Raw genomic sequence first — 14,987 nt, 5'->3', positions numbered from 1 at the left:
CCATGGCCGAGACCAAGCCCACCGTCATCGTTCGCCGGGTAAAGAAGGCCGGCCACGCCGCCCATCATGGCGGTTCGTGGAAGGTGGCCTATGCCGACTTCGTGACCGCGATGATGGCGTTCTTCCTGGTGCTGTGGCTGATGGCCACCACCAACAAGAACGACCGGGCGGCCATTTCCGAGTACTTCCGCAACCCCAGCCCGCTGAGCGGGCAGAACGCCACACCGGCGCCCGGCATGGCCGGCCCGGGCGGCGCCAGCACCTCGATGATCAAACTCGGCGGTGCCACCGACATCTCGCGGGGCAGCAGCAACGATCCCTTCCAGAACCAGAAGGAAGCGGTGCCGCAGCCGGTGGACCAGCAGCAGCGCGACAAGCAGCAGCTGGAAGCACTGATGAAGGAACTGCAGGAGGCGATCAGCAAGAGCCAAGCACTGGAGCCCTTCAAGGACCAGCTGCTGCTGGACCTGACCCCGGAAGGCCTGCGCATCCAGATCGTGGACAAGCAGAACCGGCCGATGTTCGACCTCGGCAGCGCCACGCTGAAGCCGTATACGCAGCAGATCCTGCACGAGCTGGCCAACTACCTGAACCACGTGCCGAACCGGATCAGCCTGACCGGACACACCGACATCACCGCCTATTCCGCCGCACGCGGCTACGGCAACTGGGAACTGAGCGCCGACCGTGCCAATGCCGCACGGCGCGCACTGGTGGACGGCGGGCTGGAGGACAGCAAGATCACCCGCGTGGTCGGCCTGTCTTCGTCGGTGCTGTTCGACAAGGCCGACCCGCAGAACCCGATCAACCGCCGCATCAGCATCGTGGTGATGACCCAGGCTGCCGAGGCCGCTGCACTGGCCGGTGCCGGCCCGCAGGTGGGACTGTCGGCGCCGGCCGCCGATCCGGACGTGCAGGCCGCACAGGGGCCGGCAAAGTAAACGGTGGGTACGACCTTGGTCCGCACCTGCCAAGGGCATCACCCGGCACACCCGCTACAATGGCGGTCTTTCCGTTTTCAGGTGACCCACCCCATGTCCCAGTCCTCCAAGGCCAAGCGCGACAAGCGCAAGAAGCAGCAGGCCAAGCGCCCGTTCCTCCGCCTGAACGCCCAGCAGCAGGTGCAGAACCATGCCGTGCTGACCAACGAAGACGGCCAGGTGGTCGCGGCCATCGGCCTGCAGGGCCGTGAGTGGCTGCTGGCCATCGGCGGCCAGACCATGGGCAACGCCGAGAACCCGGTGCCGATGCTGGCCATGCTCAAGCACCTGGCCAACGTGCAGGAGAAGGAAGGCCGCAAGGTCAACCTGGAGTACTCCGAACTGCTGCAGAAGCTGCTGGACACCCTGGCGGCCGAATCCGAGCAGACCGCTGACGAATACCTGGACAAGCTGGTTGCCGAGTTCGAAGGCGTAGACGCTGCTGAAGGCGAAGAAGGCGAAGCCGTCGAGGGCGACGCGGCCGAAGAAGCCGCTGCCGAGGCCGCCCCAGCCGCTGACAGCGACAGCAAGCCGCAGGCCTGAACCGGCCGCGGCGGTGACGGTCTACGTCGATGACGCGGTGCATCCCTGGCGCGGACAGCGCTGGGCGCACCTGATGGCCGACACCCTGGCCGAGCTGCACGCGATGGCGGCGCAGCTCGGCATTCCCCTGCGGGCCTTCCAGAACAAGGCCAGCGGTGCTCACTACGACGTCACTGCCGAGCTGCGCGCACAGGCAATAGCGCTCGGTGCGCGGGCGATTTCCCGGCACACCGACCGTGACCTGGTCAAAGCGGTGATTGCCAACGCCAGGGCGCAGTACCGGCCGTAGGCCACGTCGCGGGTTCGCCGGACACCAACCGGCACCGACAGGGTAGAGTCGACTGTTGGTCGACTATCGCGCGCAGCGCGGGGTTCTCGCGGCCGGATGGGAAAGCAGTCGACTAACAGTCGACTCTACCCCGTCGGGTCGTCCTCAGCGGATCACCCTGTCAGGCCGCGCCCAACAGATCGTCCCCGCCGGGTCGTGCCCGGCGGATCGGCCCGTCGCTCAGAACGGGTCGCTACCCAGCCGGATTTCCACGTTCAGCAGCGAGCACAGCGCCAGCATCGCGTCATCGTCGCGGGTCAGCGCCATCACGCCGGTGAAGCCGTCGCTGCCGGCATCCACGCTCCACAGCGTGTAGTTGTGCTCGCGCAGGCGGTCGAAGGCGGTGGACATCAGCTGCACGCCGTCCAGGTCTTCGGCGAAGTCCTCGTCATCCAGGTCGCCGCCCCAGTCCAGCTGCAGGTTGAAGCGCGCCGACAGCTCGTTCACCGCCGACTGCAGCGATTCCAGGTCATCACGTTCCACCTCGAAACCGGACTGCCAGGCGATGGCCGTGAACAGGGCCGGCAGCCAGTCGCTGTCAGCCTCCAGCGGCTGCCCGTCCTCGGCCAGGTGCTCGCGCCAGCGGTTGAACTGCTGCAGGGCCAGCTCTTCGTCGCCCGGGTTGATCAGTACCAGCAGGTTCCAGACCCGCGCCTCGAAGCCGTCTTCGTCGAAGTCGTGGATGTCTTCCTCGAAGTCGAAATAGTCGCTGTTGTCAGGCATGGCGGAACGTCCTCTGGGGCAGGCGGGCATTCTACGGTTTATCCTGTGCCGCTGAAGCCGGCCTTGGTGGCCGTCACTGTGAATGAAGCGATGAGCGATACCCCTCCCGACCATCTGGCGATCAACCCGGCCAGCCCCTTCCATGATGCGCAGGCGCTGGAGCGCGGCGTCGGCGTGCGTTTCAACGACGTCGAGCGCGACAACGTCGAGGAATACTCGGTCAGCGAAGGCTGGATCCGCGTGCAGGCCGGCAAGGCCCGCGACCGTCGCGGCAACCCGATGACCATCAAGGTCAAGGGCAAGGTCGAGGCGTATTTCCTGGAAACGAAGCCGGAGTAACCGGCTTCTGTAGAGTCGAGCCATGCTCGACTGCTTTCCGTTCCGGGTCCATGACGCCTGGGGCAGGAGCAGTCGAGCATGGCTCGACGCTACACCCACCGTCATTCGCGCTTGCGCGATTCCAGCAGGTCCAGGTTGCGGATCAGGCGCCGCGAGATCTCATCGGAGATCACCCCGCGCCGGGTCAGCCGGAACAGTTCCTCGCGCTCGGCATTCAGGCCGGCGCTGCGCAGCTGGCGGTACCCCATTTCCATGCGCCGTACCTTCTCCGGGTCCACGTCGGGCCCATCACTGTCGCGCTCCAGGTGGCGCTGGTACAGCAGGCTCACCCGCGAGGCGGCGTCGTTGTAGAGCTGCACGTTCTCGGTGTTCTGGTTCATCACCATCTGCTGGCGCATACGCTCGACCCCGGTCAGTGCGGCCTTCGATGACAGCCGGCGCGCCAGATCCTCTTCCTTGCGTTCACCCGAGTCGGACGGCAGCTGCAGGCCCTTCAACAGCCGCGGCAGCGCGATGCTGGCGCCCAGCAGCGAGAACAGGATGACCGACGCGGCCAGGAAGATCACCAGGTCACGCGCCGGGAACGCACTGCCATCGGGCAGGAACAGCGGCAGGGTCAACACACCAGCCAGGGTGATCGCACCGCGCACGCCGGCCACCGAGGTCGCCACCACGATGCGCCAGTTGGGTGCCTCGCCCCGCTCCAGGCCGCGACGGCGCGCGCGCAGCAGGTTCCAGCGCAGCGACAACCACACCCAGAGCAGGCGCAGTACGACCAGTGCCAGATTGATCACCACCACATACACCAGCAGCCACCACGCACTCTGGTGGCCGCTCTCGTTCATGGTGGTGGTGGCGCGTTCGACGATGCCCGGCAGCTGCTCGCCAAGCAGCACGAACATGATGCCGTTGAAGCTGAACTGCAGCATGTTCCAGACCCCGGCGCGCTGCACGCGCATGCTGCCGGAGACGCGGCCGGTCAGCTCGACATAGCTCATCGCGATACCGGCGGCGACCGCAGCCAGAATGCCCGAGGCATGGATCTCTTCGGCCAGAAGGTAGGCCGCGAACGGAATGAGCAGGTTGACCAGCATCGCCGCGCCCGGCTCTTCGCCGAAGCGGCGCCACAGCCAGCGCTGGAACGTGGACACACCCAGCGTCACCGCCACGCCTACCGCCAATCCCGCCACCGCCACCCACACGAAGGTCAGCGAGGCCGTGGCCAGCGAGAAGGTGCCTGTCATCACCGCCGCCACTGCGAAGCGGAAGCAGACCAGGCCGGACGCATCGTTCAGCAGCGACTCGCCCTCGAGGATGTGCATCAGGCGCTTGGGAATCGGCGCCTTGGACGCGATCGCACCCACTGCCACCGGATCGGTCGGTGACACGATCGCGGCCAGCGCGAAGCACACCGCCAGCGGCATCACCGGAATCAGCCAGTGGATCAGGAAGCCGGCGCCGATGACGGTGAACACCACCAGGCCGAAGGCCAGCTCGAGGATCGCGCCCTTGTCGCGGAACAGGCCCTGCTTGGGAATGCGCCAGCCATCCAGGAACAGCAGCGGCGGCAGGAACAGCAGGAAGAACACCTCCGGCTCCAGCGCGTGGCCGCGGTTGAACACCCCGGCGATGACCGCGCCCAGGCCGATCTGCACCAGCGGCAGCGGCAACGAAAACGGCAGGACGCGAACCAGGTAGCCGCTGGCGACAACGGCCACCAGCATCGCCAGGACGACTTCAATGGTATGCATGCTTCTTCCAGGAAGCGGCGCGCGGGGAGGCTTGAAGGCCAGCGCCGGAAACCCGGAAAAAACTACCACATGCGGCCACGACCGCGACGGCCGGGGCCGTCGCGCGTCAGCCCCGGCTCATGCCCCGTCGAAGCGGTACAGGTCCATGGCCAGGAAGCCAGCGTCGATGCCGGCATCGATGCGACGCGCACCGAAGCCGCCCTCGCCCGCCGCGCCCATCGCGAAGAACAGCGGCAGCAGGTGCTCGTCGGTCGGGTGCGCACGTTCGGCGAACGGCGCCTGCCGGCGGTAATCCAGCAGCGCCTGACGGTCATCAGCGGCCAGGCGCTGCTCCACCCATTCGATGAAGGGCCGCACGTACGGCGCTTCCTTGCCGTCCTGGTAGTCGCCCCAGTCGTGCAGGTTGTGGGTGATGCTGCCGGAGCCGATCAGCAGCACGCCCTGTTCGCGCAGCGGCGCCAGCGCGCGGCCCAGCGCGAACTGATGCTCGGGGCCGAGCAGCGGCTGGATCGACACCGGCACCACCGGGATGTCGGCCTGCGGGCGCAACAGCCGCAGCGGCACCCACGCACCGTGGTCCAGGCCACGCTGCGGGTCGAGCGCCACCGGCAGGCCGGCGGCAGCGATGCGGCCGGCCACCTCTTCGGCCAGCGCCGGGTCACCCGGCGCCGGGTACTGCAGTTCGAACAGCGCGCGCGGGAAGCCGCCGAAATCGTGGATGGTTGGCGGCTGCGGATGCGCCCCGACCAGCGGCTGCCGGCCCAGCCAGTGCGCCGAGGCCATCACGATGGCGCGCGGCGTGGGCAGGTCGCGCGCCAGCTCGGCCAGGCGCACGCCGACCTGGCCCGGATGCAGGGCAGTCATCGGCGAACCATGGGAGATGTACAGCGAAGGCAGGCGGGACATGGAATTCTCCAGTTGCAGGATCAGGCGGCGATCAGCGCGAACGCAGGGTCCACTTGCCGTCGCCAACCAGGAACAGCACCACCAGCGCCAGCGCCCAGAACGCCGGGTATTCCCAGCCGCCGCCAGCATTGGCGAAACCGAAGCCGTTGGCGCCGTGCACGGTGACGATGGTGCCCAGCAGCAGCGGCACGCCGACCAGGCCCACCCAGCGCGCGTAGACGCCCAGCAGCAGCGCGGCAGTGATCACCAGCTCGACGCCGATGGTGACGTAGCCAAGCACGCCGGGCAGCCCCAGCGACTCGAAGAACGCCGCCGTACCGGCCGGGGTGAACACCAGCAGCTTGGTCAGCGCATGGACCAGGAACAGCACGCCCAGGGCCAGGCGCAGCAGGGTGGCGCCATACGGCGCCAGCGGCGAAACAGGAGGGGTCGTGGCGTGCATCGGAAAGCACCTTGAAGGGAATGGGCACAGGTTATTGCGCCTTCACGGGCCGATAAATACGATCGTTTGACCGTATTTATTTCAGAAGGCGCAACAATGGACACCCTCGAGGCGATGCGCGTGTTCGTGGCGGTGGTCGAGCGCAACGGCTTCAGTGCCGCCGCCCAGGCGCTGGACATGTCCACCGCCGGCGTCACCCGCCAGGTCGCCGCACTGGAAAAGCGCCTGTCGACCCGCCTGCTCCACCGCACCACGCGCCGGGTCAGCCCGACCAGTGCCGGCGCCGCCTACTACGCCCAGTGCGTGCGCCTGCTGGCCGAGTTCGACGCACTGGAGGCCAGCATCGGCGCGCAGGCGCTGGAACCCTCGGGCACGCTGCGCATCAACGCACCGGTCAGCTGGGGTATCGCCCGCCTCGGCCCGTTGCTGGCCAGCTACCGCGAACGCTTCCCGCAGGTGGAACTGGATCTGGCCCTGTCCGACCGCCTGGTGGACATGGTCGAGGAAGGCTACGACGTGGCCATCCGCATCACCCGCGAGCCCAGCCCCACGCTGATCGCACGCCGCCTGGGCGAATCGCGGGTGAGCCTGTGCGCCGCGCCGTCCTACCTCGCCGCACACGGCACCCCGCAGACCCCGCAGGACCTGCAGGAACACGCGTGCCTGAGCTACAGCTACTGGGCCGCCGGCAACAACTGGCCGTTGCAGGGACCCGGCGGTGAAGTGAAGGTGGCAGTGAGCAGCCTGCTGCACGCCAACAACGGCGACGTGTTGCGCGAAGCCGCGATCGCCGGCATGGGCGTGATCCTGCAGCCGGACTTCCTGCTGGAAGACGCGCTGGCCGATGGTCGTCTGGTGCGCGTGCTGCCGGAGTGGGAGGCCTCGCCGATCGGCATCTTCGCGGTCTACACCAGCCGCAGCCACCTCGCGCCGAAGGTGCGCAGTTTCATCGACCATCTGGTGGAGGCCGGGGTGTAGCCGAGCCTGGCACTACCAGTTAGGCCACCACCTCATCCAGCGCGTCTATGATCCGTTCCAGCGGTGCCGGCCGCCCCAGCAGGTAACCCTGCACCTGGTCGCAACCGTGCGCAGCCAGCCAGTCCAGCTGCCCCGGCGTTTCCACGCCTTCGGCGATGATGGTCAGGCCCATGCTGTGGCCCAGCGACAACAGCGCGCGGCAGATCGAGGCATTGCGTGGATTGGTTTCCACATCGGCAACAAAACTGCGGTCGATCTTCAGGATGTCCAGCGGCAGGTGCTGCAGGTAGGACATGCTGGAATAGCCGGTGCCGAAGTCATCCAGCGACACACTGATGCCCTGCTCGTGCAGGCGCTGCATGGTCTGCATCGCCTGCGCCGGCTTGCGCATCAGGCTGCTTTCGGTCAGCTCCACGTGCAGGGCACCGCGGGCCAGGCCGAACTCCTGCTGGGCGCGGGTGAACTCGGCCACCAGGTCGCTGTTGAAGAACTGCACGGCAGACACATTGACCGCGATCGGCAGCTCGCCCCAGCCGGCCTCGACCAGCCGCCGCTGCGCCTTGGCCGCCGCGCGGATCACCCAGCGGCCCAGCGCCAGGATCAAACCGGTCTCCTCGCACAGCTGGATGAACTCGTTGGGCGGAATGAAGCTGCCATCGGCCTGTGGCCAGCGCAGCAGCGCCTCCAATGCCGCCGGGCTGCCATCGCTGGCGTGCCGGATCGGCTGGAAGTACAGCTGGAACTCGTTGTCGATAGCGGCGTGGATGCGCCCGGCCAGACGCAGGCGATCGGCCAGGCGCGTGGTCACCGCCGCGTCGAACCAGACCACCACGTTGCCCTCGGCGCGCGCGGCGTGTGCGGCCTGCGCAGCCATGCCGATCACCTGCTCGGCCGAGTGGCCATCACCCGGCACATGCACGGCCACACCGATGCGCGGCTCGAACTGGTGCAGCGAATCCTTGCCCCGCATCGGTGCCGACACGATCTGCAGCAGATCGTCCAGCACGCGCTGGGTATCGTGCTCGTCCCCGATGGCGAACACGAAGTCCTCCGCCGGCTGGAACGCCAGCGTGCCACATCGCGCGCCCAGGCCACCGAGCCGGGTCGCCATCGACTGCAGCACCGCATCGCCAATCTCGCGGCCCAGCGTATCGGCCACCAGCTGCAGGCCGCGCAGCTGCACGAAGGCGATGGTGTAGCCCGCTTCCTGCTCGTCCAGCTGCTCGGTCAACGCGCGCACGTTGAGCAGGCCGGTGGCCGGGTTGTGCCGCGCCTGGTAGGCCAGGTCACGTTCGTAGGCCAGCCGCTCGCTGACATCCTCGGCCAGCACCAGGCACGCAGGCTGGCCATCGAAATCGAGCCGCGACAGATGGGCGCGCACTTCGAACACGCTGCCGTCCTTGCGCCGGTGCAGGCGCACGGTGGCGTCCTGCAGTTCGCCGACACGGGCCTTGGCGATCGCACCCTTCACCTCGTCCCAGCCTTCGCGCGGGCGGATGTCGAGGATGCTCATCGCCAGGAACTCTTCGCGGCTGAAGCCATACTGGCGCACGGCCGCATCGTTGACCTCGATGAAGCGCAGCGTGTCCGGATCGAACACCCAGAACGGCGCGGGGTTGCGGTCGAACAGCAGGCGGAAACGGCGCTCCACTTCGCTCATCTGCTCGCGGGCCTGGTAACGCTCGGTCAGATCGCTCAGCGCACCGATCATGCGCCGCTCGCTGTCGGCCACTTCCACCCGCTGCCCACGCGCGCCGACCCAGCGCACCTGGCCACCGGGCAGCACCAGGCGGAATACCTCGTCGAGTACCGCACCGCCGGCGAACGCCTGGTCGAAGGCCTGTTGCAGCCGTGCGGCATCATCGCGGTGCACGCGTGCGAAGAAATCCGCTACGGGCAGCGCATCGGTCTGCACGCCGAAAATCTCGCGGGCCAGTGGCGACCAGCGCAGCAGCGCGGCGTCCTCGTCCACATACCAGGTGCAGATGCGGCCCACCTGGTGGGCCAGGCGCAGCTCGGCGTGGCCTGCCTTCAGTTCCTCGGCCATCGACTGCTGGCGGCGGGTACTGCGGCGCACGGCATACAGCAGCACTAGCAGCACCACGATGTAGGCCAGCACGATCGCCACCGACGCCTGCAGGTACGGCCACCAGGGTGCCAGCACGTCCTCGTCGGCCAACCCGACCTGCACCGCCAGCGGACTGCGCTCCAGCGTACTGATGGTGATGATGCGCGGCACCCCATCCACCGCGCCCGGCAGGCTGCCCAGCTCGACCACCGCCCGCTTGCCGAGCAGGTCGCGGCGCGGCAGATCGTAGCGGCGGCCGACCGTGCCATGTGGGTCGGGCACGCGGGCCAGCATGTAGCCTTCCGCGTCGCTGATCGAGACCAGTCCGTTGGGGCCAACATCGAGGCCACCGATGATGCGCTGCAGCTCACCGCAGCGCAGCCGTGCCAGCAGCCAGCGGTCGCCCGTCATCGGCAGCGCCAGCGGCACCACCCAGCCGTCGTTGCTGGCGCGCTGGGGTGGGCCGATGTACAGCGCGCTGCCGTGGCCACGGCGTTGCGTGTCGGTCCACAACGGCAGGTTCAGATCGCCCTTGCCGGTGGTGATCGAGCGGCCATGGCGATCAAGCACGACAATGCTGTGCAGTTCGGCATGGCGGCGCAGCACGCCGTCGATCGAGGCATCCAGCAGTGCCGGGGCCTGTGCGGGCACGCTGCGGAACAGTTCGGCGGCGTCGGCTGCGATGCCGGACATCGCCCGCTCAAGGTTGCGCAGCTCAAGCGCCAGCAGGCGCTCGCTGCCCACTGCCAGCGCGCGGCTCTGGCGCTGCGCGGCCTCCAGCCGGCGCTGGTGGTCGTTGATCAGCATGATGGCCAGGCCAGCCACCAGCAACACGCCCAGCAGCACTCCGCCCCAGGTAATGGCGCGCAGTGGCCGGGCCAACGCCCGTTTCAGCGCGGGCATCGGTTGATCTTCCTTGTGCTGTCGGCTGGCTTCATGCGCGAACGAATCCTCCACGTCCCCGACCTCAACGGCCGGCGGACGCCATTCTTGACGCCTGACCCGCCCCGCCATGGCTACCTCCTCGTGTCCGCGCAGGGCTCCTGTGGCCAGCATGCACCACGCCGGTGACGGCGTGAAGATCGTTTCCGCGCGTTCAGCCAGATCCTGCACAGGACCGGCGGCCCCCTGGGACGGCGGGCCGGGCCGGGGCGGATTAGACTTGGCGTTTTCCGCTGCAAGAGAAGTCCATGTCCAAGCTGCGCCGTCCCACCCTGGCACTGGCCATCGTTGCCAGCCTGTCCCTGGCCGCCTGCGACCGTCCGGCCGAACCGACGGCCGGCAACGCCGCGCCGGCCGATGCCGCGCCCGCTGCGGCCAAGCCGATGCTGGGCAGCTTCGGCTTTGATGCCAGCGGCATGGACCGCAGCATTGCCGCCGGCGACGACTTCTTCGGTTTCGCCAACGGCACCTGGGTCAAGAACACCGAGATCCCGGCCGACCGCTCGCGCTTCGGCAGCTTCAACGTCATCGCCGAGAAGACCCTGGCCGACACCCGCGCCATTCTCGAAGGCGCCGCCGGCAACACCCAGGCCAGCGGTGACGACAAGCTGATCGGCGACTACTACGCGGCTTACATGGACGAGGCCGGCATCGAGCAGCACGGCATCGCACCGGTGCAGCCGCAGCTGAAGGCCATCGAGGCCATCACCGACAAGGCCGGCCTGGCCCGCACCCTCGGCGGCGAAATGCGTGCCGACGTCGACCTGCTCAACGCCACCAATTTCTACACCGACCGCCTGTTCGGCCTGTGGGTGTCGGTGGACATGCTGCAGCCGGACCGCACCGCGCCCTACCTGGTGCAGGGTGGCCTGGGCATGCCGGACCGTGATTTCTACCTGGGCGGCGGCCGCATGGCCGAGCTGCGCAATCAGTACCAGGCCTATATCGCGCAGATGCTGCAGCTGGCCGGCGTTGCCGACCCGGCCGGCAAGGCACAGCGCATCCTCGCGCTGGAGACCAAGATCGCGCAGGCGCATGCCACCCAGGAAGAAACCAACGACGTGACCAAGGGTGCCAACCCCTGGACCCAGGCCGACTTCAATGCCAAGGCGCCGGGCATGGACTGGAACGCCTTCCTCGATGCAGCCGCGCTGGGCAACCAGCAGGACTTCATCGTGTGGCAGCCCAAGGCCGTGGCCGGCCTGTCCAGGCTGGTCGCCACCGAGCCGCTGGACGCCTGGAAGGACTACCTGGCCTTCCACGCGCTGGACCGCGCTGCCGCCTACCTGCCGAAGAAGTTCGCCGATGCCCGCTTCGCCTTCCATGGCACCGCGCTGAGCGGCACGCCGCAGCAGAGCGACCGCTGGAAGCGCGCCGTGGATGACGCCAACCATGCGGTCGGCGAAGCCATCGGCAAGCGTTATGTCGAGAAGCACTTCGACGCCAAGACGAAGGAGCGCGCGGACGAGATGGCGAAGAACATCATCGCCGCCTTCGCCAAGCGCATCGATGCGCTGTCGTGGATGTCGCCGCAGACCAAGGCGCATGCCAAGGCCAAGGTGGCCGGCCTGACCGTGGGCATGGGGTATCCGGAGAAGTGGCGCGACTACACCGGCCTGGAGATCCGCCGCGATGACGCACTGGGCAATGCACAGCGCGCTGAACTGTTCGAATACCAGCGCAACATCGCCAAGCTGGGCAAGCCGGTCGACCACAGCGAGTGGGCGATGCTGCCGCAGACCATCAATGCGATGAACGTGCCGCTGGAAAACCGCCTGGTGTTCCCGGCCGCGATCCTGCAGCCGCCGTTCTTCGATGGCGCCGCCGACGATGCGGTGAACTACGGTGCGATCGGCGCGGTGATCGGCCACGAGATCAGCCACGGCTTCGACAACGCCGGCGCGCTGTTCGACGAGACCGGCAAGCTGCACAACTGGTGGACCGCCGAGGACCTGAAGCAGTTCAACGCGGCCGGTGATGCGCTGGCTGCACAGTTCAGCAGCTACGAACCGTTCCCGGGCGTGCATGTGAACGGCAAGCTGACCCTGGGCGAGAACATCGCCGACGTGGCCGGCCTGGGCACCGCCTACGACGCCTACCAGCTGTCGCTGCAAGGCAAGCCGGGCCAGACCCTGGAAGGCTTCACCCCGGACCAGCGCTTCTTCCTGGGCTTCGCCCAGGCGTGGCGCAGCAAGAGCCGCGAGCAGGCGCTGCGCAACTCGCTGCTGACCGATGTGCATGCACCGGGCCAGTTCCGCGCACTGACCGTACGCAACATCGACGCCTGGTATCCGGCGTTCGAAGTGAAGGAAGGCCAGAAGCTGTACCTGGCCCCGGACAAGCGGGTCAAGGTGTGGTGATGTAACGCGAACGGGCGCCGCAAGGCGCCCGTCTCATTTCCGGGCAACGGCCAACCTTGGTCGGCACATGCCTCGCTCGGGTAGGTGCCGACCTTGGTCGGCCTATCTACAGGTCTACAAGCCTAGAAACCATCCACGCATGGCGTGGATCTACCGGCGGGTGGTGGCAATCACCAGCGTGGCGACCATGGCAAGCCCGGCCGCGGCCCACAGATTCGCATGCAGGCCCACGCCATCCAGCAGTCGTCCCCCGCTCCACGCGCCCATTGCGATGCCGATGTTGAACACACCCACATACAACGCGGTGGCGACCTCCACGGCCTGCGGCACCGCTCTCATCATCCAGCTCATCAGGCCCACCGACACACCGCCATAGGCAAGGCCCCACAGCAGCAGCACCGCGATGCCAGCGGACGGTGTGCTTCCCACCCACAGGAACAGCAGAGGCGTCAGCAGCAGGCCAGACGCGATCGCCAGCAACGTACCGCGCGGATGGCGCGCAGCCAGCGGCCCCGCGATGAAGTTGCCCGCAATGCCAACCAAACCATAGGCGAACAACAACGCGCCGATCCACGACGCATCCATGCTCGATACAGACGTCAGCAGCGGCCTCACGTAGGTAAAGGCAACGAAGTGCCCGGCTACCAGCAGCAGGGTCAGCCACAGCCCGCGTTGCAGGCCACGGTGGCCAAGCTGCTGCACGAACTGCTGCGGCCGCACGGATGTACAGACTGGCAACGCAGGCACCACCCGCAGATGCAGCAGCATCACCGCCGCACTGAACAACGCCATCGCCACGAACGCGCTGCGCCAGCCCAATGCATCTCCGATCAGCGCGCCCAGCGGGACGCCCAGCACCGATGCCGCGGCCACGCCTCCGAAGATGATCGAGGTGGCCAGGCCGATGCGCTGCGCAGGCACCAGGCGCGCTGCCAGCCCACCGGCGATGGCCCAGATGCCGCCCATGCAGAACCCCACCAGCACCCGCGCGGCCAGCAGCCAGCCGATGCCCGGTGCCAGCGCCGACGCAAGGTTGGCGGCCAGCAGCAGCCCCAGCAACGCACACAGGATGCGACGACGATCGATGCCACCAGCCGCGATCACCACCAGCGGTGCGAACAGTGCCGCCAGCAGTGCCGGCAGCGAGATCATCAGGCCGGCGGTGCCGGTGGACGCGCCGAGATCTTCGGCGATCGGGGTCAGCAGGCCCACCGGCAGCATTTCGGTGGTGATCACCGAGAACGTGGCGAGGCCGATGGCGGAAACCGCCCACCACGGATGACGAGGCACGGGCGCGGCATGCGCAGGCGATGAAGCGCTCACGGGATGATTCCTTCAGGGGATGTGGGCGCCGCAGACGGGCGCAGCGCACGTTGCGCGAGCACGGCGGACAGCACCACACCACCGCCTGCGACCAGCGCAACGACAAAGCCGCTGCGCACGCCCCCCGCATCGACGCTCTGCCCGGACAGCGCCGCGCCCAGCGCCACGCCGATGTTCAAACCGGCCAGCAACCAGGTCATGCCCTCGGTCAGGCGCGATTCGGGTACGTGCTGTTCGACCAGCGACATCGCCACGATCATCGTCGGCGCGAAGAACGCTCCGGCCAGCAGCACGGCAATGGCCAGCGCCGGCAGGTCGCCGACCCACAGCAGCGGCAACGTGGTCAGTGCGGTGGCCGCTGCTCCGATCAGCAACAGGCGCTGCAACGGTGCCTGCAGCTTCAGCGCACCGAACAGCAGGCCCGCTGCGCAGCTGCCCAGCGCATAGGCCGACAGCACCGCGCTGGCGGCAAGCGGCTGCCCCCGCTGTTCGGCGAAGGCCACGCTGGTGACGTCGACGGTGCCGACAATCACGCCCATCGCCAGCATCAGCAGCGCCAGCAGGCGGATCTCCGGTTGCCGCAGCAGCGAGCGCGAGGATGTTGCACCTTCGTAGCGCTGCAGTGGCGGCTCGGTACCCCGCTGCAGTACCAGTGCAGCGACGCCGACCACCAGCAGCAGGGCGGCCGCCAGCACCCCAGCCTGTGGCCATACCGCCACCGACAATCCGACTGACAACGGTGGCCCGACGATGAAGGTCACCTCGTCGAACACGGTCTCCAGCGAGTACGCGGTCTGCAGCTGCGGGCGTCCGCGATGGATCGCGGTCCAGCGCGCGCGCACCATCGCCGACACGCTGGGCATGCAACCGGCCAGCATCGCCGCAATGAACAGCGTCCAGTCCGGCGCGGCCAGCAGCGTGCACGCGAGCAGCAACAGCAGACCGGCCGCACTGACCGCCGTGGCCCAGGGCAGCACCCGGCCCTGCCCGTGCCGGTCGACCCAGCGCGACACCTGCGGCGACAGCAACGCGTAGGTCAGCACGAAGGTGGCCGACACCGCACCGGCCAGTGCATAGCTGCCGCGCAGCTGGGACAGCAGGGTGATGATGCCGATACCGGTCATCGGCAGCCGCAGGCGTGCCAGCAGCCCGGCAAGGGCGAGGCCGGCGGTACCGGGGGCCGCGAACAGGTCGCGATAGGGGGTGGCCATCAGGTTCTCCAGGGCAGCGACTTGCCTGGCGCACGGGGCGCCACGACAATACATACAGAGCGTATGAATAAGAGGCTACATTCATACGCACCG

Annotated in this window: 13 protein-coding genes; 6 read left to right on the top strand and 7 right to left on the bottom strand. The window is 68.0% G+C overall.

The window, feature by feature from the left end; genetic code table 11:
- The first annotated feature begins 2 nt into the window (after positions 1 to 2).
- The 3 genes from motB (at position 3) to FQS62_RS02400 (ending at position 1,812) form a co-directional block, all read left to right on the top strand.
- Positions 3 to 941 carry a flagellar motor protein MotB gene (motB, locus tag FQS62_RS02410; protein ID WP_049398339.1) on the top strand — a complete coding sequence of 313 codons (939 nt, stop codon included), beginning with the start codon at positions 3 to 5 and terminating at the stop codon, positions 939 to 941.
- A gap of 93 nt (positions 942 to 1,034) precedes the next feature.
- Positions 1,035 to 1,523, top strand: a complete 489-nt coding sequence (locus FQS62_RS02405; protein ID WP_049443497.1) for a hypothetical protein — start codon at positions 1,035 to 1,037, stop codon at positions 1,521 to 1,523.
- 13 nt (positions 1,524 to 1,536) lie between these two features.
- The gene (locus tag FQS62_RS02400) at positions 1,537 to 1,812 is read left to right on the top strand and encodes a DUF4031 domain-containing protein (protein WP_099589381.1); all 276 of its coding nucleotides are present in this window, start codon (positions 1,537 to 1,539) and stop codon (positions 1,810 to 1,812) included.
- Positions 1,813 to 2,031: 219 nt separating this feature from the next.
- Here FQS62_RS02400 and FQS62_RS02395 read toward each other — a convergent pair whose 3' ends face one another.
- Positions 2,032 to 2,574 carry a DUF6630 family protein gene (locus tag FQS62_RS02395; RefSeq protein ID WP_005407911.1) on the bottom strand — a complete coding sequence of 181 codons (543 nt, stop codon included), beginning with the start codon at positions 2,572 to 2,574 and terminating at the stop codon, positions 2,032 to 2,034.
- Positions 2,575 to 2,664: 90 nt separating this feature from the next.
- On the opposite strand from FQS62_RS02395, the gene FQS62_RS02390 reads away from it, so the two are divergent.
- Positions 2,665 to 2,913, top strand: a complete 249-nt coding sequence (locus FQS62_RS02390; protein ID WP_012509930.1) for a DUF3297 family protein — start codon at positions 2,665 to 2,667, stop codon at positions 2,911 to 2,913.
- Positions 2,914 to 3,014: 101 nt separating this feature from the next.
- Here FQS62_RS02390 and FQS62_RS02385 read toward each other — a convergent pair whose 3' ends face one another.
- The 3 genes from FQS62_RS02385 to FQS62_RS02375 all read right to left on the bottom strand — a co-directional run bounded on the left by FQS62_RS02385 (position 3,015) and on the right by FQS62_RS02375 (position 6,012).
- Positions 3,015 to 4,664: a Na+/H+ antiporter gene (locus tag FQS62_RS02385; protein WP_208044162.1), complete on the bottom strand. Its 1,650-nt coding sequence runs from the start codon at positions 4,662 to 4,664 to the stop codon at positions 3,015 to 3,017.
- Positions 4,665 to 4,781: 117 nt separating this feature from the next.
- A complete protein-coding gene (locus tag FQS62_RS02380; RefSeq protein WP_208044163.1) occupies positions 4,782 to 5,570 on the bottom strand; it encodes a dioxygenase family protein in 789 nt (262 codons plus the stop codon).
- Between the two features lie 31 nt (positions 5,571 to 5,601).
- Positions 5,602 to 6,012 carry a DoxX family protein gene (locus FQS62_RS02375; protein WP_107379052.1) on the bottom strand — a complete coding sequence of 137 codons (411 nt, stop codon included), beginning with the start codon at positions 6,010 to 6,012 and terminating at the stop codon, positions 5,602 to 5,604.
- Positions 6,013 to 6,108: 96 nt separating this feature from the next.
- Here FQS62_RS02375 and FQS62_RS02370 point away from each other — a divergent pair, with 96 nt between their 5' ends.
- The gene (locus tag FQS62_RS02370) at positions 6,109 to 6,990 is read left to right on the top strand and encodes a LysR family transcriptional regulator (protein WP_049443505.1); all 882 of its coding nucleotides are present in this window, start codon (positions 6,109 to 6,111) and stop codon (positions 6,988 to 6,990) included.
- A 19-nt stretch (positions 6,991 to 7,009) separates the two neighbouring features.
- On the opposite strand, the gene FQS62_RS02365 is transcribed toward FQS62_RS02370, so the two are convergent.
- Positions 7,010 to 10,072, bottom strand: coding sequence for a bifunctional diguanylate cyclase/phosphodiesterase (locus tag FQS62_RS02365; RefSeq protein ID WP_088480662.1), 3,063 nt, complete (start codon positions 10,070 to 10,072; stop codon positions 7,010 to 7,012).
- 176 nt (positions 10,073 to 10,248) lie between these two features.
- On the opposite strand from FQS62_RS02365, the gene FQS62_RS02360 reads away from it, so the two are divergent.
- A complete protein-coding gene (locus tag FQS62_RS02360) occupies positions 10,249 to 12,360 on the top strand; it encodes a M13 family metallopeptidase (RefSeq protein WP_208044164.1) in 2,112 nt (703 codons plus the stop codon).
- A gap of 150 nt (positions 12,361 to 12,510) precedes the next feature.
- On the opposite strand, the gene FQS62_RS02355 is transcribed toward FQS62_RS02360, so the two are convergent.
- Positions 12,511 to 13,683, bottom strand: coding sequence for an MFS transporter (locus tag FQS62_RS02355; RefSeq protein ID WP_208044165.1), 1,173 nt, complete (start codon positions 13,681 to 13,683; stop codon positions 12,511 to 12,513).
- Positions 13,680 to 14,894 (bottom strand): MFS transporter, encoded by a 1,215-nt coding sequence (locus tag FQS62_RS02350; RefSeq protein ID WP_208044166.1) that lies wholly within the window; start codon positions 14,892 to 14,894, stop codon positions 13,680 to 13,682. The genes FQS62_RS02355 and FQS62_RS02350 overlap by 4 nt, the downstream gene beginning before the upstream one ends.
- Positions 14,895 to 14,987 lie beyond the last annotated feature (93 nt).

The sequence above is a fragment of the Stenotrophomonas sp. SBJS02 genome (genome assembly GCF_020428325.2).
Classification (GTDB): domain Bacteria; phylum Pseudomonadota; class Gammaproteobacteria; order Xanthomonadales; family Xanthomonadaceae; genus Stenotrophomonas; species Stenotrophomonas africana.
Note: the sequence above shows the minus strand (reverse complement) of the source record. Positions and strands in the feature narration are given on the sequence as shown.